The organism is Pantoea sp. M_9, assembly GCF_008631385.1.
In the GTDB taxonomy this organism is placed as follows: domain Bacteria; phylum Pseudomonadota; class Gammaproteobacteria; order Enterobacterales; family Enterobacteriaceae; genus Pantoea; species Pantoea eucrina.
Genome location: NZ_VWUF01000001.1, coordinates 259,269 through 283,689 on the forward strand (window position 1 = coordinate 259,269; position 24,421 = coordinate 283,689).

Below are 24,421 nucleotides of genomic sequence, written 5' to 3' on the forward strand. Positions count from 1 at the left end.
CCCAGCCGCGCCGGCCTCACATATTCTGCGTAATAAACAGAATTGAACGGCGTTGCTGCTGCGCAACCTGGTGACGAATGGCATGGATGCGCTTATAGCGACGCGACTGACCTTCCAGCCAGCGGGCACGACGGCGATGCACCTGGCGTAACATTCTCCAGCGGGCCACTTCATTTCTGCTTCGTCTCATGACACTCTCTCAGTCCGGCATATTTCGGCACGCATTATAGTGATCTGCACAGAAATGCCAATTCGAAACCTTTATCGATAAATCTCAGGGCAGATTAAGGTTTCGCTACAGCGCATCAGCACGTAAACTTTGCCTACAAATGCGCGAACAGGATGTCCACTCAATGACCACCTTTTATACCCTGATCAGTTGGTTACTGCTGTTTGGCTACTGGCTGCTGATTGCGGGTGTAACGCTGCGTATTCTGATGAAGCGTCGTGCAGTGACCTCAGCCATGGCCTGGCTGCTGATCATCTATATTCTGCCGCTGGTCGGAATTATCGCTTATCTCTCGTTCGGGGAGCTGCATCTTGGCAAGCGCCGGGCCGAGCGCGCCCGCACCATGTGGCCCTCCACGGCTAAGTGGCTCACCGACCTCAGGCAGTGCCGGCATATTTTTGCCACTGAGCATAGCGATGTTGCACGCTCGCTTTTTGATCTCTGCCGGCACCGGCAGGGGATCGCCGGCGTCAAAGGCAATCAGCTGCAGCTGCTGACCAGCAGCGATGAGGTGATGCAGGCGCTAATCCGCGATATTCAGCTGGCGCGTCATAATATCGAAATGGTGTTCTATATCTGGCAGCCGGGCGGCCTGGCCGACGATGTGGCGGAATCGCTGATGGCAGCCTCACGCCGGGGCGTGCACTGTCGTCTGATGCTCGATTCTGCCGGCAGCGTCGCCTTTTTCCGCAGTCCATGGGCGAATATGATGCGCAACGCCGGGATCGATGTGGTTGAGGCACTGCAGGTCAGCCTGCTGCGCGTCTTTCTGCGGCGTATGGATCTGCGGCAGCACCGCAAAGTCGTGCTCATCGACAACTATATCGCCTACACCGGCAGCATGAACCTTGTCGATCCGCGTTTCTTTAAGCAGGATGCCGGTGTCGGGCAGTGGATCGATCTGATGGCGCGGATGGAGGGACCTGTTGCCACTACAATGGGGATCGTTTACGCCTGCGACTGGGAGATTGAGACCGGCAAGCGCATTCTGCCCCCGGCGCCAGACGGCAACATCATGCCGTTTGAACAGGAGAGCGGCCACACTATTCAGGTTATCGCTTCCGGGCCGGGTTTCCCGGAGGATATGATCCACCAGGCGCTGCTGACCGCGGTTTACTCCGCGCGCGAGCAGCTCATCATGACTACCCCCTATTTTGTTCCCAGCGACGATCTGCTGCACGCAATCTGCACGGCTGCGCTGCGCGGCGTTGAGGTCAGTATTATTGTTCCGCGCCACAACGATTCACTGCTGGTTGGCTGGGCCAGCCGGGCATTCTTTACGGAACTGCTGGAAGCGGGCGTAAAAATCTATCAGTTTGAAGATGGCCTGCTGCATACCAAAAGCGTGCTGGTTGACGGGCAGCTCAGCCTGGTGGGCACGGTGAACCTTGATATGCGCAGCCTGTGGCTCAATTTTGAGATAACCCTGGTGGTAGATGATGATGGTTTTGGCAGCGATCTCGCTACCGTGCAGGATGACTATATTGCCCGCTCGCGCCTGCTGGACAATGCCCGCTGGGCGAAACGTGCCTGGTGGCAGCGCATCGTTGAACGACTGTTTTACTTCTTTAGTCCATTACTGTAAAACGAGCGGAAAGATTACCGCCGCAGGATAAGCACATGACCATGGATTTAGATAACCGCCTGACCGATGATGAAACGCTGGAGCAGGCCTACGATATTTTTCTGGAGCTGGCGGGCGATAACCTCGATCCGGCTGATATTATTCTGTTTAACCTGCAGTTTGAAGAGCGTGGCGGCGCAGAGCTGTTTGACCCGTCGGAAGACTGGCAGGAACACGTTGATTTTGACTTAAATCCCGACTTTTTCTCAGAGGTTGTGATTGGTCTGGGTGAAGCCGATGGCGAACCTATCACGGATGTGTTTGCCCGCGTGCTGCTCTGCCGTGAAAAGGATCATAAGCTCTGCCATATTCTCTGGCGCGAATAAACCAGAATTAAAAACGCCGGGCTTTTGCCCGGCGTTTTACTGTTCAGCGCCTACTGACTGGCGTCAGAGCGGATCCACTTTCAGGCAGGATACCGCATGGCGGAAACTGCCCTCCAGCAGCGGGCGGGTTTTGGCACATTCCGGCCCGGCAATCGGACAGCGGGTACGAAACACGCAGCCTGAAGGCGGATTGATGGGCGAAGGCAGCTCCCCGTCCAGCAGCTGGATCTGCTTATTCTTCTCCAGGTCAGGATCGGGAATCGGCACCGCCGACATCAGCGCCCGGGTATAGGGATGCTGCGGATCGTTGTACACCGCATCATAGGTACCCAGCTCTACGGCATGACCCAAATACATCACCAGCACGCGATCGGAGATATGTTTCACCACCGCCAGATCGTGCGCAATAAATATCAGCGACAGCCCCATCTCGCGCTGCAGTTTCTGCAGCAGATTCACCACCTGCGCCTGGATAGAGACATCCAGTGCTGAGACTGGCTCATCACAGATAATCAGCTTCGGCTCCAGGATCAGCGCGCGCGCAATACCGATACGCTGACACTGGCCGCCTGAGAACTCATGCGGATAGCGGTTGATAAGATTCGGCAGCAGGCCGACTTTCATCATCATCGCTTTGACCTTGTCTCTGACTTCCTGGCGCGGCATTTTTGGATAATAGGTGCGCAGCGGTTCAGCAATGATGTCGCCGATGGTCATACGCGGGTTCAGTGACGCCAGCGGGTCCTGAAAAATCATCTGAATATCGCTGCGGGCCTGACGCCACTCTTCCGCACTCTGCCCCAGCAGATCGCGTCCCAGCCAGGCGACACGCCCTTCAGTCGCTTTCACCAGCCCGATGATAGCGCGCGCCAGCGTCGATTTGCCGCAGCCCGACTCGCCTACCACACCCAGCGTCTCGCCCTCATACAGCCGCAGGCTGACACCATCCACCGCTTTCAGCGTCTTCGGCGGCTGCCAGAACCACTGTTTGCCATCTTTGATCTCAAAATGCACTTTAAGATCGGCTATCTCCAGCAGTACTTTTTTCTCTTCCGCAACGGTGCTCATACTAACTCCTCCACCGGTTTAAAGCAGGCGCGCAAACGTCCGTCGGCAAACGGCTCCAGCGGCGGCGAAGCGGCACAAATTTCCATTGCATAAGCGCAGCGTGGCTGGAACGGACAACCCTGCGGCAACCGCAGCAGGTTTGGCGGGTTACCGGGAATGGTCGTCAGAGATTCACCCTCTGCATCGAGTCGCGGTACCGCATTCAGCAGCCCGATAGAGTACGGATGCGCCGGCTGATAAAACACATCGCGGGCGCGGCCATACTCCATGGTGCGCCCGGCATACATCACCAGCACTTTGTCGCAGATCCCGGCTACGACGCCAAGATCGTGCGTGATCATAATAATGGCGGTGTTGAATTCGCGCTTCAGCTCGTTAAGCAGCGTCATGATCTGCGCCTGAACCGTTACATCCAGTGCGGTGGTGGGCTCATCGGCAATCAGCAGCTTAGGACGACACAGCAGCGCCATGGCAATCATCACGCGCTGGCGCATCCCGCCCGAAAATTCATGCGGATACATCTTCATCCGCTTCCGCGCTTCCGGCATTTTCACCGCATCCAGCATGCGTACCGACTCTTCAAAAGCCTGCGCGCTGTTCATGCCTTTATGCAGCTGCAGAACCTCCATCAGCTGCTCCCCTACCCGCATATAGGGATTAAGCGAGGTCATGGGGTCCTGAAATATCATGGCAATCTGCTCCGCGCGCAGCGTGTTCAGCTTGCCTTCGGGCAGGTTCAGGATCTCCTGCCCGTTAAACCGTGCCGATCCGTCAATGCGGCCGTTCTTGGCCAGCAGCCCCATCAGCGCAAACGCCGTCTGCGATTTGCCGGAGCCTGACTCACCTACAATGCCCAGGGTTTCCCCGGCACGCAGTGAAAAATTGAGATCGTTCACGGCGGTAACGTCGCCGTCGTGCGTCGTAAAGGTTACGCGCAGATCCTGCACATTCAGCAGCAGCTCCGGGCTTCCCGCCGGCACAGCACGCGCTGGCGTTGTGGTTTTAAAACTCATCGGGAAACTCCTTAGCGATCTTTCGGGTCGAGGGCATCACGCAGGCCATCGCCGATAAAGTTAAAGCAGAATAGCGTGACCACCAGAAAGCCGGCCGGGAACATCAGGAGCCACGGAGAAACCTCCATCGAGTTCGCTCCGTCACTCAGCAGCGCGCCCCAGCTACTAAGCGGCTCCTGCGTCCCCAGGCCCAGGAAGCTCAGAAAAGATTCAAACAGAATCATGCTGGGCACCAGCAGCGAGGCGTAGACCACTACGACGCCCAGTACGTTAGGCACAATGTGGCGCAGCACAATACTGGCCGTGGAGACGCCCCCTACCTGAGCCGCTTCGATAAACTCTTTGCGTTTTAGTCCCAGCGTCTGACCGCGCACAATACGCGCCATATCGAGCCAGGAGACCATGCCGATGGCGACAAAGATCAGCAGAATATTGCGGCCGAAAAAGGTCACCAGCAGGATCACAAAAAACATAAACGGAAAGGAGTTGAGGATCTCAAGAATACGCATCATCACCGAGTCGGTTTTGCCACCGAGATAGCCCGCCAGCGAGCCATAGAGCGTTCCCACCAGCACCGCTATCAGTGCAGAGGCGATGCCCACCATCAGTGAGATACGTCCGCCAATCGCCACCCGCACCAGCAGATCGCGCCCGGAGGAGTCCGTTCCAAACCAGTGCCCTGAGACCGTATCCGGCGGCGACGACATCATCGCCCAGTCGGTATCATCGTATTTAAACTGCGCCAGCATCGGCGCAAACACCACAAACAGGGCAATCAGCAACAGCACCAGCAGGCTGATCAGTGCGGCACGGTTGTGAATAAAGCGGCGGCGTGCATCCTGCCACAGGCTGCGCCCCTCCACCTCGAGCTTTTCGCTGAAGGCATCCACCACGTCACTGTTTTTTTTGCTTAACATCATGAGCGTGCTCCACCCTTAATAGCGAATCTTGGGATCAATAACGGCGTAAAGCACATCAACGATCGCATTAAACAGAATAGTCAGCACGCCGACCAGAATTGTCAGGCTCATTACCAGCGAGTAGTCACGATTTAGCGCACCGTTAACAAACAGCTGGCCGATACCGGGCAGGCCATAGATTGACTCAATCACCATTGAACCGGTAATGATGCCGACAAAGGCAGGACCCAGATAGGAGAGCACCGGCAAAAGCGCTGGCTTGAGCGCATGGCGCAGCACGATACGACGCAGCGGCAACCCTTTTGCCCGGGCTGTACGAATGAAGTTTGAGTGCATCACCTCAATCATGGAACCGCGTGTAATACGGGCGATACTGGCGATATAAGCGAGCGAGAGCGCTACCATCGGCAGCAGCATGTAATTCCACTGCCCGCCGTTCCAGCCGCCGCCCGGCAGCCAGCGCAGGGTAATGGCAAAGATCAGTACCAGCAGCGGCGCTACAACAAAGCTCGGGATAACAATGCCGGTCATCGCCACCCCCATGACGGCGTAGTCCCACAGGCTGTTCTGCTTCAGCGCCGCGATAACGCCAGCGGTTACGCCCAGGATCAACGCCAGGAAAAAGGCTGCCAGCCCCAGCTTCGCAGAGACCGGGAAGGCGTGCCCCACCAGATAGTTAACCGAATAGTCCTTATATTTGAAAGAGGGACCAAAATCGCCGTGCGCCAGCTGACCCAGATAACTCAGGTACTGTTTGCCAATGGGATCGTTGAGATGATATTTGGCTTCAATATTGGCCATCACCTCAGGGGAGAGCGTGCGCTCGCCGGTAAACGGGCTGCCCGGCGCTAAACGCATCATAAAGAACGAGATGGTGATCAGAATAAAGAGCGTCGGAATCGCTTCCAGAAGCCGACGCAGAATAAATTTTAACATTGCCGTACCTGCCAGGCTGTTGCTTCACAAAATCAAAAAAGCGGCGCCGCAGCACCGCCACTGTCGATAGCCTGTGTGCTATTAGTGCTTAATGATGTACAGGTTCTTATCCAGCGTTTTATCCAGCGGATCGTTACCGGTGTAGCCGCCGACGTAAGGCTTAACCAGACGGGCGTTAACATAGTAATAGACCGGCACGATAGCGCTGTCTTTGTCCAGAATCTGCTCTGCCTGCTGGTAGTCAGCCACGCGCGCTTTTTCATCGGCAGCTTTCACGGCATCGTGGATCACTTTGTCAAAATCAGCGCTCTTGTAGTGCGCGGTATTACTGCTGCTGTCAGACAGCATGGTGTTCAGGAAGGAGGTCGGTTCGTTATAGTCTGCGCACCAGGCCGCACGTGAAACGTCGTAGTTGCCCTGATGACGGGTATCCAGGAACGTTTTCCACTCCTGGTTCTCCAGCTTGATATTCACGCCGAGGTTCTTTTTCCAGATAGAAGACGCCGCGATTGCCAGTTTTTTATGCAGGTCTGAGGTGTTGTACAGCAGGTTAAACGTCAGTGGCTTATCTGCGGTATAGCCTGCTTCAGCCAGCAGTTTTTTCGCTTCTGCATTACGCTTGTTCTGATCCCATTTAAACCAGTCCGGCGGCAGCAGTTCCATGCCATCGGTTGCCGGCGGTGTATAGCTGTAGGCGGGCAGCTGACCCTGCGCCAGTACCTTATTCACCATGATGTCGCGATCCAGACCCAGCTTCAGCGCGGTGCGCACGCGGGCATCAGTGAAAGGCGCTTTCTGGTTATTGATCTCGTAGTAATAGGTGCAGAGATACGGTTTTACCATCAGCTCTTTGCCATTATCGCGCTGCAGCTTTTTGAACAGCTCAATCGGCATATTGTTATAGGTGATGTCGCTGCCATTTTCAGAGAAGTAGCGGTTCACATCGCTCACTTCTGAGTTGATGGGCAGGAAGGTGACTTTGTTCAGTACCGTATGTTCGTTATCCCAGTATTGCGGGTTGCGTACCAGCGTGACGCGCTCGTTGATAACGTGCGCCTCCAGTTTAAACGCGCCGTTACCCACCCAGTTCTGCGGCTGCGTCCACTGATCGCCCGATTTTTCGATTGCAGGCTTATAGACCGGTGACATCACGGCATTGATCAGCAGCTTATAAAAGTAAGGGACCGGCTGGCTTAGCGTAACTTCCAGCGTATGATCGTCCAGCGCTTTTACGCCCAGTTCAGAGGTCGGCTTTTTACCGGCAATAATTTCATCAACGTTAGCGATATGGCCATACTGCGGATAGCTGGCATAAGGTGACGCCGTTTTCGGGTCAACCAGACGCTGCCAGCTATAGACGAAATCCTGTGCGGTAACCGGCTCGCCATTAGACCATTTGGCATTTTTACGCAGGTGGAAAGTCCAGACTTTAAAATCTTTGTTTTCCCAGCTCTCTGCCACGCCCGGAACCGGTTTGCCGCTGGCATCGCTGACGATAAGCCCTTCATAGAGATCGCGGGCAATATTATCTTCCGGTACGCCCTCAATTTTATGCGGATCGAGCGACTGAACTTCGTCACCGTTACCGCGCACCAGCTCCTGTTTGGCAGCCAGCTCAACGCCAGCCGGTACCGTTGCAGCCAGCGCAGCGTTCCCTGCCAGAGAGGCAATTGCGGCCAGAACGCCGGCCGCAATCAGACTTTTTTTCGTGATGTTATTCATTGTTATGCTCCAGTTTTATTATTGTCGTCGGTACGCTATCGCGCCTGACGTATCCCGTTTACCGGGCGATCTTCGTTTCGTTCGAGCGAAGACCCCTGTCCCCTTCCGGGTGACTTCAGCAAGCCGCCAGCGGGCAGTGATATTTGCTGACGACTCACTCACTGTTTTTTTGATAAAGAGAGCGTTCAGCCGTTAGTTTCTGATCCGCGTTGCCGATATAGCTGCGTCCGCGTGCTAATAAGCAAAAACCGTACACATTTGCTGAGAGAGCGATAAAAATCCTGAGAGTGCCAGAAATTATCAGAAGCTATCCCGTTGCGCCAAAGCCAATGCAGAAAAATGTTAGCTATTTCTCTTTTATCATGTCCGGGATAACGTTGAAAGCGTTAATTATTTCTGCTAAATATCAGTTAATACTTTGATAAATATGATTATTGTCTCGATTCTGGCGATTATGCGCGCATTAATTTAATGCAAAACTCATTTTGCGCAAATGTATTGTATTTTCACTTCAAAGCGGAATATTCAGCGAATTCTTTGCAAGAGAGGCACAGCTAATCACTTTCAGCGCCTGTTTGGCAGCAGGTAAATCTGTGACAATAATCACATTAATAAGCGGATATTAAGCAGGGATAACTGACTGAGTAGTAAAAGTGATAAAAACGAGCCTGCAAGTAGCCCGATAAATAATTTCACCAAAAAGGTGCACCTGCACGTTGTGATGCACCTTTTTAGTTCATGAAGATCTTTTTCAGCAAAAAACAGGTCAGACTAATTTAGTAATCCCGGAAAAATCGCTTTTATGCCGGTGACGACAAATTCAATCCCTAACGCCATCAATAACAACCCCATAATACGGGTAATGACGTTAATTCCGGTCTGACCCAATATCCGTACCATTAACGGCGCCGCCCTGAACAGTAACCAGCAGCAAAAGGCGAAAACCGCAATCGCCAGCGTAAAACCCAGCAAATTAAGCCAGCTGTGATAGCGTGAACTCCAGACGATAGTGGAGCTGATAGCCCCCGGCCCTGCCATGAGCGGCAGCGCTAGCGGGACAACACCGATGCTTTCACGAATAGCCGTTTCTGATTTTTCCTGCTTGTTTTGCTTATCTTCACCCAGCTTGCCGCTGATCATTGACATCGCAATAGTCACCACCAGTATGCCGCCTGCGATTCGGAAGGAGTCGATTGAGATACCAAACAGATGCAGGATCCCATCGCCAAGAAACAGCGAGGTCCAGAGAATAATCGCGACCGCAAGGTTGGCTGTAAGATTGGTTTTGTTGCGTTCAGCCACCGCCTGATAGCGGGTCATGCTGATAAAAACCGGAATAATGCCTACCGGATTTACCAGCGCAAACAGGCCGACAAAAAATTTTATGTAGCCGGAGAGATCGAGTAGCACAGGGGTCACAACAGGCTCCTGAAAAAGTCAAAAAAACGCGCTTAATGTAGTGCATATGTCTGCTGAAAAACAGCGGATACGGCAGAAATATCTGCTATGTGTCCGCCGCATAGATGGCATAAAAATCTGGCTGTTTTCAGATACGCCTGCAGAACAGTAGCGTCTAAAAAACGGCATCTTTAGTCGTAAACGATCTGGCTGACCGCCAACCGCTGCAGCCTCTCTTGATCTGCATCATGATTACGCCCCGCCACCAGCGCTACGCTGGGTGCAGTAAATCATTCACGTCAGACCTTTTTACTAAACAGACGGGCCTGCCCTGTCAAACCTTAGCTGATTTCTTTCTCCGCACCGGCCTGTTTATTAAAAAAGTTTAACTTCCTCAGGAGAGTATTATGGCCGTAACCAATGTTGCCGAACTCAATGCACTGGTTGAACGTGTAAAACGCGCGCAGCGCGAATTTGCCAGTTTTAGCCAAGAGCAGGTTGATGCAATTTTTCGCGCCGCGGCGCTGGCGGCAGCTGACGCCCGCATTCCGCTGGCTAAGATGGCGGTAGCGGAATCAGGCATGGGTATTGTTGAAGATAAAGTGATCAAAAATCATTTCGCTTCAGAATATATCTACAACGCGTACAAAGATGAAAAAACCTGTGGCGTGCTGGCAAGCGATGATACCTTTGGCACCATTACCATTGCCGAACCCATTGGCCTCATCTGTGGTATCATCCCTACCACCAACCCCACCTCCACCGCTATTTTCAAGGCGCTTATCAGCCTGAAAACCCGCAACGGCATTATTTTTTCACCGCATCCGCGCGCGAAAAATGCCACCAATAAAGCAGCCGATATCGTGCTGCAGGCGGCTATTGCTGCGGGTGCTCCCAGAGATATTATCGGCTGGATCGATGCGCCTTCGGTCGAACTCTCCAGTCAGCTCATGCATCATCCGGATATTAACCTGATTCTGGCAACCGGCGGCCCGGGCATGGTTAAAGCGGCCTATAGCTCAGGTAAACCGGCGATTGGCGTTGGCGCGGGCAATACGCCGGTCGTGATTGATGAAACCGCTGACATCAAACGCGCGGTCGCTTCCATTCTGATGTCTAAAACGTTCGATAACGGCGTGATCTGTGCCTCTGAGCAATCGGTCATTATTGTTGATGCAGTCTATGACGCGGTCCGCGAACGTTTTGCCAGCCACGGCGGCTATCTGCTGCAGGGCCATGAGCTGAGCGCGGTTCAGAATATCCTGCTGAAAAATGGCGCGCTGAACGCGGCAATTGTGGGCCAGCCCGCCTGCAATATTGCTGCGCTTGCCGGCATCAGCGTCCCGCCGGGCACCAAAATTTTAATTGGCGAGGTGTCAGCCGTTGATGAATCGGAGCCTTTTGCCCATGAAAAGCTCTCGCCGACGCTGGCGATGTATCGGGCAAAAGATTATGCGGACGCGGTAGCAAAAGCAGAGAAGCTGGTCGCAATGGGCGGCATTGGCCACACATCCTGTCTCTACACCGATCAGGATAATGAGGCTGGGCGGATCCACTATTTTGGCGACAAAATGAAAACGGCCCGCATCCTGATTAACACCCCGGCTTCACAGGGCGGCATTGGCGATCTTTACAACTTCAAACTTGCCCCTTCCCTGACGCTGGGCTGCGGCTCCTGGGGGGGTAACTCCATCTCTGAAAACGTGGGCCCTAAACACTTAATCAATAAGAAAACCGTGGCTAAGCGAGCAGAAAATATGTTGTGGCATAAGTTACCGAAGTCTATCTACTTCCGCCGCGGCTCTCTTCCGATTGCGCTGGAAGAGGTTGCTGCTGAGGGAGCGAAGCGCGCGTTTATCGTTACCGATCGCTTTCTGTTTAATAACGGCTATGCCGAGCGGGTTACGCGGGTGCTGAAATCACAGGGAATCGAAACCGAGATATTCTTTGAAGTGGAAGCCGATCCGACCCTGAGCATTGTGCGTAAGGGTGCAGAGCAGATGCACAGTTTCCGGCCTGACGTGATTATCGCCCTGGGCGGTGGTTCACCGATGGACGCAGCGAAAATCATGTGGGTCATGTATGAGCATCCGGAAACGCATTTTGAAGAGCTGGCGCTGCGCTTTATGGATATCCGTAAACGTATCTACAAATTCCCGAAAATGGGCGTGAAAGCGCGCATGGTCGCGATCGCCACCACTTCGGGCACCGGCTCAGAAGTCACCCCGTTTGCCGTTGTCACCGATGACGCCACCGGGCAAAAATATCCGCTGGCAGACTACGCTTTAACGCCGGATATGGCGATCGTTGATGCCGACCTGGTGATGGATATGCCGCGCTCGCTCTGCGCCTTTGGCGGCCTCGATGCGGTGACGCATGCGCTGGAGGCTTACGTCTCGGTGCTTGCCAGTGAGTACTCAGACGGACAGGCACTGCAGGCGCTGAAGCTGCTTAAAGAGAATCTGCCCGCCAGCTATCGCGATGGCGCGAAAAATCCGGTTGCGCGTGAACGCGTACACAACGCGGCGACTATCGCCGGCATTGCCTTTGCCAACGCTTTCCTCGGGGTGTGCCACTCTATGGCCCATAAGCTTGGCTCAGAGTTTCATATCCCGCACGGGCTGGCAAACGCGCTGCTTATCGGTAACGTCATCCGCTATAACGCCAATGATAACCCAACGAAACAGACGGCGTTCAGCCAGTATGACCGGCCGCAGGCACGGCGCCGCTACGGGGAAATTGCTGACCATCTCGGCCTGACTCAGCCCGGGGATCGCACGGCGCAGAAAATCGAAAAACTGCTGGCGTGGCTGGATGAAATGAAAACGCAGCTCGGTATTCCCGCTTCTATTCGGGAAGCAGGTGTGCAGGAGGCGGATTTCCTGGCGAAAGTGGATAAGCTGGCTGAAGACGCTTTTGACGATCAGTGCACCGGTGCCAATCCGCGCTATCCATTAATCGCTGAGCTAAAACAGATTATGCTGGATACGTTCTACGGACGTGATTATTCAGAAACGGACATACCCTCTGCAGAAATCTGCGAGCTGCAGTCCGCTGCCCGTGAAAAAAAAGTAAAGAAAGCATAGTCCGCTGAAAATAAAAAACCCGCCGCGGCGGGTTTTTTTATGGCTGGCTGATTAAACCGGTGGCGGATTAGCGCCATATATGGCCTCACGCGTACCCAGATTAATCGCCTGCTTGTAATGTTTCCGGCATACGGATATATAGCGCTCATTACCGCCAATTACGACCTGCTCACCTTCGCTGAACGGTCTGCCCTCCCCGTCAAGGCGCAGCACCATGCTCGCCTTACGACCGCAGTGGCAAATTGTTTTAAGCTCAACCAGTTTGTCGGCCCAGGCAAGAAGATACTGGCTGCCGGTGAAGAGCTCACCGCGGAAGTCAGTGCGCAGACCGTAGCAGAGAACCGGAATATCAAGATTGTCCGCCACGTCAGAGAGCGCATACACCTGCTCACGCGTCAGAAACTGGCTTTCGTCAACCAGCACACAGTGTACGGGCTGGCGCGCATGCTCTTCCGCAATGGCTTCGGCCAGTTCTGTTTTGTCATTATACAGACAGGCAGGCGAAGAGAGTCCGATTCGTGAGCTGACCACGCCGGCACCAAATCTATCGTCTATCTCTGCGGTATAGACCAGGGTACGCATGCCGCGCTCCTGATAGTTATAAGAAGATTGCAGCAGCGCGGTGGATTTACCCGCATTCATCGCCGAATAATAGAAATAGAGTTGAGCCACTTACCAGTCTCTCCGGAGATACTAAATTCAGAAGGCGGCAGTTTAACACAAATGTATTGCCGCAGAGCACCTTACAAACGACAGGTTTACCGCAGCAGAAAACCACGCTGCTGGTCGCTGAAAATCAATGCCGGTGCGCTGCGGTTAAATCACTAATAGCGGTTAAATTAATCTCAGTTAAATGGAATAGCCGTCACGCAATGAGACATATCGCAGATAATTTATGCAGCTCAGCCATAGATAATTAACTCTGCTGACATAACCAAAAAATAAATAAATCTCCTCACTCAGGTTTCACTATTGCAGTTATATATTCCCGCCACTATTATGGAACAGATTAACCACTCCTTTTTATATTCTGAGATAAGAACAATGAGCGAAGCACTTAAAATCCTTAATAATATCCGTACATTGCGTGCTCAGGCGCGCGAATGCTCTCTGGAAACCCTGGAAGAGATGCTGGAAAAACTTGACGTAGTGGTTAATGAGCGCCGTGAAGAAGAGAGTCATGCTCAGGCTGAAAATGCTGAACGCAGCCGCAAACTGGAACAGTATCGTGAAATGTTGCTGGCTGACGGCATCGATCCTAATGAACTACTGAACGCGTTATCAGAAAACAAAACGGTGACTAAAGCACGTCGCGCTGCCCGTCCTGCCAAGTACAGCTACGTAGACGAAAATGGTGAAAACCGCACCTGGACCGGTCAGGGACGCACGCCTGCCGTAATTAGAAAAGCGATCGAAGAAGACGGTAAACAGCTGGACGATTTCCTGCTGTAATCCGCGCGCGCTTCGTTTTTACTGTCTGCACTTTTACTGCAATATTCGTTTCGCCAGGTAAAAAAAAAGGAAGCTCGCGGCTTCCTTTTTTTATGCGCTTACTTCTGATAAAAATCGCGATACCAGTCAACAAACTGCTGTACGCCCTGCTCAACGCTGGTCTGCGGCCGGAAATTAATGGCGTCGTAGAGAGGCTGCGTATCTGCGCTGGTGCCCAGTACATCGCCGGGCTGCATCGGCAGCATGTTCTTCTGCGCCTCAATGCCGAGCGCTTTTTCCAGCGACTCTATATAGGTCATCAGGCGCGTGGGCTGACTGTTGCCAATGTTATACACCCGATACGGCGCAGAGCTGCTGGCGGGTGAGCCGTGCTCCACGCTCCATGCGCTGTCAGGTTGTGGTACCACCGCCTGCAGGCGAACAATCGCCTCAGCGATATCATCGATATAGGTAAAGTCGCGCGTCATCTCACCGCGGTTATAGACGTCTATCGCCTCGCCTGCCAGCATTGCACGGGTAAATTTAAACAGCGCCATATCGGGCCGGCCCCACGGGCCATACACGGTAAAGAAACGCAGTCCGGTTGTCGGCAGCTGATAAAGATGCGAATAAGTATGCGACATCAGTTCGTTGGCTTTTTTCGTCGCCGCATAGAGGGAAACCGGGTGATCAACGCTGTCATCGGTGGAGAACGGCATTTTGCGGTTCAGCCCATAAACTGAGCTTGAGGAGGCATAAAGAAGATGGCCAATCTTATGGTGACGGCAGCCTTCCAGAATATTCAGATGACCGGTGAGGTTAGCATCTGCATAAGCGTGCGGGTTATCGATTGAGTAACGCACACCCGCCTGCGCGGCGAGATGGATAACGCGCTCAAACGCGTGCTGTTCAAACAGGGAGGAAATGGCCTGGCGATCGGCCAGGTCCATTTTAATAAAGGTAAACGCGGGATGCGGTAAAATCTGATCGAGGCGAGCCTGTTTCAGGCTGACGTCATAATAGTCATTCAGGTTGTCGATACCAACAACCTGGTGACCGGCAGCGAGCAAACGCTGGCTTACGTGAAAACCGATAAATCCTGCTGCGCCGGTAACCAGAAAATTCATACATCCCTCATTTATTACGCAATTTGAATAGACGCTCCGCGGCCGATTGCATAATAAACGAAACCGCGTTTGCTGATACGCTCTGGATCATACAGGTTACGGCCATCAAAAATCACGGGTTGTTTTAACGCATTTTTAATTACGTCAAAATCAGGTGCCCGGAAATTCTGCCATTCGGTACAGATAACCAGACCATCAGCGCCCTGCAGTGCCGCTTCTTTAGTCCCTGTGAGTTTCAGATCGTCACGGTGACCATAGATGCGCTGCGCTTCTTCCATCGCTTCCGGATCGTAAGCCTGAACCGTAGCACCCGCTTCCCATAACGCTTCCATCAGCACACGGCTGGAGGCTTCACGCATATCGTCGGTGTTGGGTTTAAACGCCAGGCCCCACAGCGCAAACGTCTTGCCGCGCAGATCGTCACCAAAATGGCGCTTGATAAAGGCAGGCAGTTTGTTTTTCTGCGCGTCATTGACCTCTTCCACCGCCTGCAGCAGGCGTGGTTTATAGCCAATAGACTCTGCTGTACGGATCAGCGCCTGCACATCTTTCGGGAAGCAGGAACCACCGTAGCCGCAGCCCGGATAGATAAAGTGATAGCCGATACGGGAATCAGAACCGATACCCTGACGGACTTTCTCCACGTCAGCGCCCAGCAGCTCAGCGAGATTAGAGATCTCGTTCATAAAGCTGATTTTGGTCGCCAGCATGCAGTTTGCCGCATATTTTGTCAGCTCTGCACTGCGGATATCCATCAGGATCATGCGATCGTGGTTACGGTTGAACGGCTCATAGAGCTCGCGCAGCAGTTCCACCACATCCTCATTGTCAGTACCGACAACGATGCGCTCTGGTCGCATGCAGTCATTAACGGCCGCACCCTCTTTGAGGAATTCCGGGTTGGAAACCACATCGAAAGCAACGCTGGCACCACGCTGTTTCAGCGTATCCTGCATCACACTGCGTACGCGATCGGCTGTGCCGACTGGTACCGTTGATTTATCGATAACGACTTTGTGATCGTTCATATGTTCTGCAATCGTGCGCGCAACCGCGGTCACATATTTCAGATCGGCAGAACCATCTTCATCAGGCGGTGTGCCAACAGCAATAAACTGCATCACCCCGTGATTAACGCCCTCTTTGGCGTCAGTGCTGAATTTCAGGCGGCCCGATTCATAGTTGGACATCACCAGCGGCGTCAGACCCGGTTCGAAAATCGGGATGATACCTTTTTTCAGGTTTTCGACTTTGTTAGCGTCGACATCAATGCAGAGAACGTCATGTCCGACTTCGGCCAACACCGCAGCCTGAACCAGACCGACATAGCCGATACCAAATACAGTGACTTTCATTAAATTATCCTGTGCTTAATGAATTACTTTTTATTGCCTACTGCGTTGTCCAGCCACTGTGCAAAATCTTTGCCCAGCACCGGGTGACGTACGCCGTACTCAACAAAAGCCTGCATGTAACCCAGCTTGTTACCACAGTCGTGGCTGACGCCAGTCAGGTGATAAGCTTCTACAGTCTCTTTTTCCATCAGCATAGCGATAGAGTCGGTCAGCTGAACTTCGCCGCCTGCACCCGGAGGGGTTTTAGCCAGCAGAGGCCAGATATCAGCAGAGAGAACGTAACGACCCACGACCGCAAGGTTAGAAGGCGCTTCACTCGCTTTTGGCTTCTCAACAACACCAACCATTGGTGCACTCTGGCCCGCGCTCAGTTCGGCGCCTTTGCAGTCAACCACACCGTATGCGGTCACGTCTGCTACTGGCTCAACCATGATCTGGCTGTGACCGGTTTCTTCAAAACGCGCCAGCATCTCTGCCAGGTTGTCTTTAGTCGGGTTTGACTCATATTCGTCGATGATAACGTCTGGCAGAATGACCGCTACCGGCTCATCGCCTACCAGCGGATGTGCACACATGACCGCATGGCCCAGACCTTTAGCGATACCCTGACGCACCTGCATAATGGTGACGTGTGGCGGGCAGATAGACTGGATTTCATCCAGCAGCTGACGCTTTACACGCTTCTCCAGCATGGCTTCCAGTTCGAAACTGGTATCAAAGTGGTTTTCGATTGAGTTTTTAGAAGAGTGCGTAACCAGCACAATTTCGTTAATGCCCGCAGCAATACACTCATTTACGACATACTGGATCAACGGCTTATCGACCAGCGGTAACATCTCTTTTGGAATAGCTTTGGTCGCTGGCAGCATACGCGTACCTAAACCTGCAACCGGGATTACCGCTTTTTTTACTTTTGACTTATAGGCAGACATCAAATACCTCTCTTAATAGGCCGCTCAAGTTAATACTTGATATGTCGGTTTAAAAAACGAAATGAGTATATCAGTTAGTATCAGGCGGAATTATCCTGGATAAAGTTAATCCATGGAATTTAAGACTTTTACCCAAGTGTAAAGGATAGGTCTGGCGCTGTCGCTCAACTGATTTAACCCGCTGTTTAACTGCTTATTCTTCACCCGATAACATCAGACGGAGCCTCCCTCCGGCGCCCCATACGTGGCATTGCCAGGCGCCCGTATGCTGAGAAATCTGATTAAGATGGGTCCCCCCCATCGTGCCCAGCGGTACACCGCTGTTTAACTGCAGCTGCTGCGTTTCCATGTGCAGCGTGGCATTAAGCCCTGCTGAAACCAGAATTAATTTACGCAATTCGCGATGATAGTATCCCACCAGAAGCGGGAACTGCCCGGTAAGGTTTGCCTGGCGCAGCAGCATATTCACCTGACGCAGCAGGCCGTTGAGTTCTGGCAGCCGATGATGCTGTCCGGACAGCTGCTCCTGCAGCAAACCGTTGAACAGCGCCCGCAGCAGCAGCGCGGCCAGCACGCCGTTGTCGCCCGCCCGGGTAACATCCAGACAGTAAAAGGCGAGATCTTTATCAGAGAGCGCAGCAATATCCAGTACCAGTCCTGGCTGTTCCGCCATGGTCAGCTGTCGGTAGTTAATGCGGCAGTGCGCAATGGTTTGCTGCACCGGCGGCTGCAGCTGCTTCAGCAGTTTTGCCGCGGCGATCGGATCGCGGGCCAGCGCATCCCAGTCCTGAAACAGCTGCTCATCCTCCTCCACTTTGGAGGTGAACATCGAGGGATAAAGACACTCAAACACAGCCTCGCGGAAGCGTTCGATATTTTTTAGCGGTTTCAGTAATACATCCTGCACGCCAAGCCGCAGCACATGCGCGATATCAGCCATATTCTGGGTGGCGGATATGACCAGCACAGGCACCATATTCCCCTGACTGCGCAGATGCTCAACAAACGCAATACCGCCCATCCGGGGCATTTCCAGATCGCAAATCACCAGATCGGCGCTGTGCGACGACAGAACGTCGAGACCTTCCAGCCCGTCGCCAGCCTGCAGGGCTATTGCCCCCAGGCTGGTCAGTACATTTTCCAGCAATGAACGGAAAACGACCTCATCTTCGACAATGAGTATCTTTTTGCCGAGTAGTGGTTTTTCCATTCTCTCCCCCTGCGTACCAGATATTGCAATAGTGGTTCATAAAATGCAGTTGCGCCTTTAATTATTGTCATCAGCGACAACCCCCCTGAATGAACAACTGACTATCTGCTACGGACCAGTGGTAATAGTTCATCCATTTTTTTCTCTACGGCCGCCTTACCGGCAGCCATCGCCTCTTCAGCACGATGAAAGTCCAGCGTTGAGATCTGCGGACAAAACGGCTGAATCAGCACATCCGGCGGATCGCCCGCCATACGGTTGCGTTTAAGGCGGTTTTCCAGCACCTGAATTGAGGTCGACATGATCTCCATTGCGCCAGGTGACTGCACCGCGCGCTGGCGGGTAAATCCCATCAGACGCTGACGCAATTTTTTACCCCAGGAGAGCGCCTCTGCCGCGTCATCGCCGTTTTCCGGCGTTACCGACAGCAGATCCTGCTGCATCAGATGCGCATCATGCTGAAGATCGACCGCAATAACAATGTCCGCGCCGAGCGCACGCGTCAGGGAGATGGGCACCGGGTTTACCACCGCGCCATCCACCAGCCAGTATCCATTGTAGCCAACGGGTGGTAATAAGCCTGGCATACTACAGGAAGCGCGCACGGCCTGATGCAGATCGCCCTCAGTCAGCCAGAGCTCACGGCCGGTACTCAGGTTTGTGGCAACCACGCCAAAAGGTTTCAGGCCGCCATCAATCTGGTCATGCGGGATCAGCTGGCGAATATGACTAAAAACGCGATCGCCGCGCAACAGCCCCCCGCGCTGCCAGGAGAGATCCATCAGGCGTATAACATCCCAGTAGCGAAACGCGCTGACCCACTTCTCCATGTTTGCCAGGTGACCATTGGTGTAGGCGGCACCAACCAGCGCGCCGACTGAACAGCCCGCTACCACATCAATTTCAATACCGGCACGCTCCAGCGCATTAATAACGCCGATATGCGCCCAGCCCTTTGCGGCGCCCGATCCCAGAGCCAGTCCAATTTTGACCTTTCTCATCTTACCTCGTGATGCCGCTGGTACGTAGCATCATGCCACGCAGTCGGCTACCATAGCGCACGCCTATGATAACGTTAACCACTCTCAGGAGATGATGTGTCCGAAAAGTGCCCCTGCTGCAGCGGGAAGCAGTATAGCTTATGTTGTCAGCCCTTTTTAAACGGCGAGGCCATCCCGCTAAGTGCTGAACAGCTGATGCGATCTCGCTATACGGCCTACGCCACGGGTAATGCAGTTTATCTGACAGAAACCTGGCACGCCAGCCAGCGCAGCGTCGATCTAATGGCGCGTTTATCTGAAAGTTTTGCCGGTACAACGTGGCTCGGACTAAATGTAACCTGTTGTAATCATGCCATCCATGAGAACGAAGCCTTTGTGACCTTTTTTGCGCGCTACCGCGAAAAAGAGCACGAGTCAGCGATCGCTGAACGTTCACGCTTTCTTCGGGAGGAGGGTCGCTGGTACTATGTGGATGGAACAGCGCCAGCAATCGGGCGTAACGATCGCTGCCCCTGCGGCTCTGGCAAAAAATACAAAAAATGTTGTGGCTGATATCCGCTTCGCCGCAATGGTAATACCCTTATCGCTTTGACAGGACCTTGATTGAGATGCAAGCGCAAACACTGCAACGAAAAGTTTTACGGACCATTTGCCCTGATGCTAAAGGTCTGATCGCCAAGATCACCAACATTTGCTACAAGCATGAACTCAACATTGTACAAAACAATGAGTTTGTCGATCACCGCACCGGCCGCTTTTTTATGCGCACCGAGCTGGAAGGCATTTTTAACGACAATACGCTGCTGGCCGATCTCGATAGCGCTCTGCCGGCCGGTTCCGTGCGTGAGCTGCACACTGCCGGTCGCCGTCGCGTTGTTATTCTGGTCACAAAAGAGGCGCACTGCCTGGGTGACCTGCTGATGAAAAGCGCGTTTGGTGGTCTGGATATGGAGATCGCTGCGGTTATCGGCAATCACGATACGCTGCGCTCGCTGGTAGAACGTTTTGATATTCCTTTTGTGCTGGTCAGCCATGAAGGCAAGACGCGCGAAGAGCACGACAATCGCATGGCGGAAGAGATCGATCGCTATCAGCCTGATTACGTGGTGCTGGCAAAATATATGCGCGTGCTGACGCCTGCTTTTGTGCAGCGCTACCCGAACCAGATCATCAATATTCACCACTCGTTCCTGCCAGCTTTTATCGGCGCGCGCCCTTATCATCAGGCGTATGAACGCGGCGTAAAAATCATTGGCGCAACGGCGCACTACGTCAATGACAACCTGGACGAAGGTCCAATCATTATGCAGGATGTCATCAACGTGGATCACAGCTATACCGCTGAAGAGATGATGCGTGCCGGACGCGATGTGGAAAAAAACGTACTGAGTCGCGCGCTCTATAAAGTGCTCGGCCAGCGCGTGTTTGTTTATGGCAACCGCACGATTATTCTTTAAGCGCGTTTTCGCGCCAGTGCGCTGAACTGTCTAACTCTTCAGCGCTACGCGTAAAAAACGGGCAAACAGGTTTTATTTTTACATCCGGTGCTTTACAGGCGGAACGCATTTGGTATGATGCGCCCCGCCTTCAGGCACAAAGATTCAGGCAAGTGGCGGGATTCCCGAGCGGCCAAAGGGAGCAGACTGTAAATCTGCCGTCATCGACTTCGAAGGTTCGAATCCTTCTCCCGCCACCATCTGAATCACTCTGCAGTGCCTGAATCTGAGCTTTATATCCCAGGCGGGATTCCCGAGCGGCCAAAGGGAGCAGACTGTAAATCTGCCGTCATCGACTTCGAAGGTTCGAATCCTTCTCCCGCCACCATCTCCTGTTCCGTTCGCTACATCCTGAAAACGCTTCGTTTACTCCTCCCCTCTGATACTGCGCTGCCTGCTCCGCTTCGGGCATGACTTTTTGCCAAAAAGCCGTTACCATCGCGCCGCATACAGGTTATTAAAATGGCAGCGATATGAAATTTGTTTCATTCAACATCAACGGGTTGCGCGCACGCCCTCATCAGCTGGCCGCGCTGGTGGAACAGCATCAGCCTGAGGTTATCGGCCTGCAGGAAACCAAGGTTCACGATGAGATGTTCCCGCTGGAAGAGGTCAGCCAGCTCGGTTATCACGTCTTCTATCATGGGCAAAAAGGTCACTACGGCGTTGCGCTACTTACCAAAAACGCACCGGTACGGGTTATGCGCGGTTTTCCGGGCGATGACGATGACGCTCAGCGACGCCTGATTATGGCGGAGATACCGAGCCCGGCAGGTAACATCACCGTTATCAACGGCTATTTCCCCCAGGGTGAAAGCCGCGATCACCCGCTTAAATTCCCGGCTAAAGAGAAATTCTACCGCGATCTGCAGAGCTATCTGATGGAACACGCTGCCGCTGACAAGCCGCTGCTGATCATGGGCGACATGAATATCAGCGCCACCGACCTGGATATCGGGATTGGTGAAGAGAGCCGCAAGCGCTGGCTGCGTACCGGAAAATGCTCGTTTCTGCCGGAAGAGCGTGAGTGGATGGATCGGCTGCTGCAGTGGGGCCTCACCGATACCTGGCGTGCCAGAAACCCGACGACAAACGATCGCTTTTCCTGGTTCGACTACCGCTCGCGCGGATTCGATGACAACCGCGGACTGCGCATCGATCTGCTGCTGGCCAGTCAGCCGCTGGCCGCACGCTGCGTCGATGCCGGTATCGATTACGCTATTCGTGGCATGGAGAAGCCTTCTGACCACGCTCCCGTCTGGGCGACGTTCGATCTGTAAACGTTAAGCGTGGCGCCTGTGCGCCACGCTTAACTATTTAATGATTTTCCACAGCAGCGGATTGGTGCCCAGCACCTTTTCATCCCGCGAGCACTGCAGCAGTACCCCTTCGGCCTTGACCACTGCGCCTTCTGAATAGCTGCGGTTTTCATAAATGCAGCACTGAAGGCAGCTGTTCTGCTGACGATTCTGGCCCTGCGTCCAGACTTCCGCCGGCATATCCACCACCACATCCGTATTACCCATCCGCCCCGGCTCCGGCATCCGGTTTGCCAGCGCGCTAGTGCTGCAGACCAGCAGCGCCAGCGCCACTCCCGTTGTATACCTGCTCATTGCGTCTCCTTTGGCTTTCGCCGCTGTTTTTTGGCTTTCGCGCGCGCTGGCGAAGCGGCCGCCAGCCCCTTGAACGCCTGCAAAGAAGGCCGCTGCCGCGCCTCGCCAATCAGCGTGGTCAGCGTTGACACCAGCGGCTGCATAAACTCATCATAGCGGCAGCTTCTTTCGCTGATGCGCGTCAGGGTTGACTCCCACTGCGCCGTCATATCTGGCCGCGCCGCCATTTCCGGCAGCGCATGGATCAGAGCTCTGCCCGCCTCCGTCGAGTGGATATAGCGCCCTTTTTTAACCAGGAAAGTCCGGCGAAACAGCAGCTCAATAATGCCGGCCCGCGTCGCCTCCGTTCCTAAACCATCGGTCGCACGCAGCACTTTCTTTAATTCTTTATCCTGCACAAAGCGCGCAATGCCGGTCATGGCGGATAACAGCGTGGCATCCGTGAACGGCCGCGGCGGCTGAGTCTGCTTCTCCAGCAGTTCACCGCGCTCGCACAGCAGGGTGTCGCCTTTAGCGACCACCGGCAGCGGCGTGCCGTCGTTCTCTTCGTCACGCTCTTTATTCCCGAGCAGCGCGCGCCACCCCGCTTCCGCCAGAAACCGCGCTTTTGCCACAAACCGGCCACCACCGATCTCCAGATCGATAACGCATTTGCGGAACTGCGCATCCGGGCAGAACTGCATCAGATATTGCCGGGCAATCAGCGCATAGATCCGGGCCTCATTGTCGCTGAGTGCGACTTTGCCGGTACGCGCGGTGGGAATGATGGCGTGATGCGCATCGACCTTTTTATCGTCCCAGCAGCGGTTTTTCTGTTCCGTATTGAAATCAGCAGGCGGCGTGAGATCGGGCTGATGCACAGCGATCGCTTTCAGCACCGCATGACGGCCGGCGTAATGCTCATCAGGGAGATAGCGGCTATCCGAACGCGGATAAGTAATAAGCTTATGCGTCTCATAGAGGCGCTGACAGCACTCCAGCACGCTCTGCGCGCTCAGCCCGTAACGCTTTGCGGCTTCAATCTGCAGGCTGGAGAGCGAAAACGGCAGCGGTGCGGTTTCCGATTCACGCCTGTCGTTATAGCCGGTTACCTGCGCGGGCTGTCCCTCAATACGCGCCAGTACATGCTCTGCCAGCGGCCGGTGCAGCACGCGCCCCTCTTCATCCTGCCAGGGCTCACAGGCGTCGCTTGGCACCCAGCTGGCAACGAAGCGCTCCTCTTTTGGCGTGATGACATGCGCTTTCACTTCAAAATAGTCTTTGGGCACAAAGTGCTCAATCTCTTCATCCCGCCGCACAACCAGCCCGAGCACCGGCGTCTGGACGCGCCCCACCGACAACACGCCATCATAGCCGGCGTTACGCCCTAGCAGGGTCCAGGCGCGCGTCATATTAATGCCATACAGCCAGTCAGCGCGTGAACGCGCCAGCGCTGAGACGCAGAGCGGGATAAATTCGCGGTTTTCGCGCAGCCGGCTCACCGCACGCTCAACGGCCGCCGGATTAAGATCGTTGATTAGGCAGCGCTGCACCCGCTGGCGCTTCCCGGCCGGCAGCTGCAGATAGTCCAGCACCTCATCCACCAGCAGCTGACCTTCGCGATCCGGATCGCCAGCGTGCACGATTTCGCTGGCCTGCTGCAGTAAGCCTTCTATGGCTTTCAGCTGTTTCGCTACCGAGGGGCGCGGCTGCAGACGCCACTTTTCAGGAATAATCGGCAGATCGGCCAGGTTCCAGCGGGCATAGCGGCTGTCGTAGCTATCAGGCTGCGCCTGCTCCAGCAAATGCCCGACGCACCAGGTCACCACCTGATCGTTACCGCAGGCGATATAGCCCTCTCCGCGGCGATGCGGCTTTGGCAAAACATCTGCGATGGCACGCGCCAGGCTCGGTTTTTCAGCAATAAATAGACGCATGGAAGGCGCAAATCCTTT

General features: G+C 54.0%; 22 protein-coding genes and 2 tRNA genes. 9 read left to right on the plus strand and 15 right to left on the minus strand.

All coding sequences use genetic code 11. The features are described 5' to 3' along the window. Positions 1–16: 16 nt before the first annotated feature. Positions 17–190 (minus strand): YciY family protein, encoded by a 174-nt coding sequence (locus tag F3I15_RS01155; protein WP_128083772.1) that lies wholly within the window; start codon positions 188–190, stop codon positions 17–19. A gap of 163 nt (positions 191–353) precedes the next feature. Here F3I15_RS01155 and cls point away from each other — a divergent pair, with 163 nt between their 5' ends. Then, complete coding sequence (gene cls, locus F3I15_RS01160) at positions 354–1,814, plus strand: cardiolipin synthase (protein ID WP_039384637.1); 1,461 nt, start codon at positions 354–356, stop codon at positions 1,812–1,814. A 35-nt stretch (positions 1,815–1,849) separates the two neighbouring features. Then, the gene (locus tag F3I15_RS01165; RefSeq protein ID WP_199181676.1) at positions 1,850–2,179 is read left to right on the plus strand and encodes an HI1450 family dsDNA-mimic protein; all 330 of its coding nucleotides are present in this window, start codon (positions 1,850–1,852) and stop codon (positions 2,177–2,179) included. Between the two features lie 63 nt (positions 2,180–2,242). Here F3I15_RS01165 and oppF read toward each other — a convergent pair whose 3' ends face one another. The 6 genes from oppF to F3I15_RS01195 form a co-directional block, all read right to left on the minus strand. After that, positions 2,243–3,247 carry a murein tripeptide/oligopeptide ABC transporter ATP binding protein OppF gene (gene oppF / locus F3I15_RS01170; protein ID WP_150016242.1) on the minus strand — a complete coding sequence of 335 codons (1,005 nt, stop codon included), beginning with the start codon at positions 3,245–3,247 and terminating at the stop codon, positions 2,243–2,245. Further along, on the minus strand, positions 3,244–4,260 hold the full coding sequence (locus tag F3I15_RS01175; protein WP_150016243.1) for an ABC transporter ATP-binding protein: 1,017 nt from the start codon (positions 4,258–4,260) through the stop codon (positions 3,244–3,246). The genes oppF and F3I15_RS01175 overlap by 4 nt, the downstream gene beginning before the upstream one ends. Before the next feature lie 11 nt (positions 4,261–4,271). Beyond that, a complete protein-coding gene (oppC, locus tag F3I15_RS01180; protein WP_150016244.1) occupies positions 4,272–5,180 on the minus strand; it encodes an oligopeptide ABC transporter permease OppC in 909 nt (302 codons plus the stop codon). A gap of 15 nt (positions 5,181–5,195) precedes the next feature. Beyond that, on the minus strand, positions 5,196–6,116 hold the full coding sequence (gene oppB / locus F3I15_RS01185) for an oligopeptide ABC transporter permease OppB (RefSeq protein ID WP_150016245.1): 921 nt from the start codon (positions 6,114–6,116) through the stop codon (positions 5,196–5,198). A gap of 81 nt (positions 6,117–6,197) precedes the next feature. Beyond that, the gene (oppA, locus tag F3I15_RS01190) at positions 6,198–7,838 is read right to left on the minus strand and encodes an oligopeptide ABC transporter substrate-binding protein OppA (protein ID WP_150016246.1); all 1,641 of its coding nucleotides are present in this window, start codon (positions 7,836–7,838) and stop codon (positions 6,198–6,200) included. Between the two features lie 771 nt (positions 7,839–8,609). Further along, positions 8,610–9,257: a YchE family NAAT transporter gene (locus F3I15_RS01195; RefSeq protein ID WP_039384649.1), complete on the minus strand. Its 648-nt coding sequence runs from the start codon at positions 9,255–9,257 to the stop codon at positions 8,610–8,612. Positions 9,258–9,643: 386 nt separating this feature from the next. On the opposite strand from F3I15_RS01195, the gene adhE reads away from it, so the two are divergent. Next, complete coding sequence (adhE, locus tag F3I15_RS01200; protein ID WP_150016247.1) at positions 9,644–12,322, plus strand: bifunctional acetaldehyde-CoA/alcohol dehydrogenase; 2,679 nt, start codon at positions 9,644–9,646, stop codon at positions 12,320–12,322. Between the two features lie 51 nt (positions 12,323–12,373). On the opposite strand, the gene tdk is transcribed toward adhE, so the two are convergent. Beyond that, positions 12,374–12,994, minus strand: a complete 621-nt coding sequence (gene tdk / locus F3I15_RS01205; RefSeq protein WP_039384655.1) for a thymidine kinase — start codon at positions 12,992–12,994, stop codon at positions 12,374–12,376. A gap of 372 nt (positions 12,995–13,366) precedes the next feature. Between tdk and hns the strand changes: the two genes are divergently transcribed. Beyond that, the gene (gene hns, locus F3I15_RS01210; protein WP_150016248.1) at positions 13,367–13,774 is read left to right on the plus strand and encodes a histone-like nucleoid-structuring protein H-NS; all 408 of its coding nucleotides are present in this window, start codon (positions 13,367–13,369) and stop codon (positions 13,772–13,774) included. Between the two features lie 98 nt (positions 13,775–13,872). Here the strand turns inward: hns and F3I15_RS01215 are convergent, their stop codons facing one another. The 5 genes from F3I15_RS01215 to rssA all read right to left on the minus strand — a co-directional run bounded on the left by F3I15_RS01215 (position 13,873) and on the right by rssA (position 19,378). Further along, positions 13,873–14,880 (minus strand): NAD-dependent epimerase, encoded by a 1,008-nt coding sequence (locus tag F3I15_RS01215; protein ID WP_150016249.1) that lies wholly within the window; start codon positions 14,878–14,880, stop codon positions 13,873–13,875. A 14-nt stretch (positions 14,881–14,894) separates the two neighbouring features. Next, positions 14,895–16,235 carry a UDP-glucose/GDP-mannose dehydrogenase family protein gene (locus F3I15_RS01220; protein ID WP_150016250.1) on the minus strand — a complete coding sequence of 447 codons (1,341 nt, stop codon included), beginning with the start codon at positions 16,233–16,235 and terminating at the stop codon, positions 14,895–14,897. Between the two features lie 23 nt (positions 16,236–16,258). Further along, on the minus strand, positions 16,259–17,167 hold the full coding sequence (gene galU / locus F3I15_RS01225; RefSeq protein ID WP_150016251.1) for a UTP--glucose-1-phosphate uridylyltransferase GalU: 909 nt from the start codon (positions 17,165–17,167) through the stop codon (positions 16,259–16,261). A gap of 193 nt (positions 17,168–17,360) precedes the next feature. Beyond that, positions 17,361–18,377, minus strand: coding sequence for a two-component system response regulator RssB (rssB, locus tag F3I15_RS01230; RefSeq protein WP_150016252.1), 1,017 nt, complete (start codon positions 18,375–18,377; stop codon positions 17,361–17,363). Between the two features lie 101 nt (positions 18,378–18,478). After that, a complete protein-coding gene (rssA, locus tag F3I15_RS01235) occupies positions 18,479–19,378 on the minus strand; it encodes a patatin-like phospholipase RssA (protein WP_150016253.1) in 900 nt (299 codons plus the stop codon). Positions 19,379–19,474: 96 nt separating this feature from the next. Here rssA and F3I15_RS01240 point away from each other — a divergent pair, with 96 nt between their 5' ends. From F3I15_RS01240 to xthA, 5 genes are all read left to right on the plus strand, one after another. Next, positions 19,475–19,930 carry a YchJ family protein gene (locus tag F3I15_RS01240; protein ID WP_150016254.1) on the plus strand — a complete coding sequence of 152 codons (456 nt, stop codon included), beginning with the start codon at positions 19,475–19,477 and terminating at the stop codon, positions 19,928–19,930. A gap of 56 nt (positions 19,931–19,986) precedes the next feature. Further along, positions 19,987–20,835, plus strand: coding sequence for a formyltetrahydrofolate deformylase (gene purU / locus F3I15_RS01245; protein WP_065649176.1), 849 nt, complete (start codon positions 19,987–19,989; stop codon positions 20,833–20,835). Between the two features lie 154 nt (positions 20,836–20,989). Then, positions 20,990–21,074 (plus strand) — tRNA-Tyr (locus F3I15_RS01250). Positions 21,075–21,117: 43 nt separating this feature from the next. Beyond that, positions 21,118–21,202, plus strand: a tRNA-Tyr gene (locus F3I15_RS01255). Between the two features lie 145 nt (positions 21,203–21,347). Further along, positions 21,348–22,154, plus strand: coding sequence for an exodeoxyribonuclease III (gene xthA / locus F3I15_RS01260; RefSeq protein ID WP_150016255.1), 807 nt, complete (start codon positions 21,348–21,350; stop codon positions 22,152–22,154). Positions 22,155–22,187: 33 nt separating this feature from the next. Here the strand turns inward: xthA and F3I15_RS01265 are convergent, their stop codons facing one another. Continuing rightward, positions 22,188–22,487: a YnjH family protein gene (locus F3I15_RS01265; protein WP_150016256.1), complete on the minus strand. Its 300-nt coding sequence runs from the start codon at positions 22,485–22,487 to the stop codon at positions 22,188–22,190. Then, entirely contained in the window at positions 22,484–24,403 is a 1,920-nt protein-coding gene (locus F3I15_RS01270; protein WP_150016257.1) for a DNA topoisomerase III, read from the minus strand. Before F3I15_RS01270 ends, F3I15_RS01265 begins: the two co-directional genes overlap by 4 nt. Between the last annotated feature and the right edge of the window lie 18 nt (positions 24,404–24,421).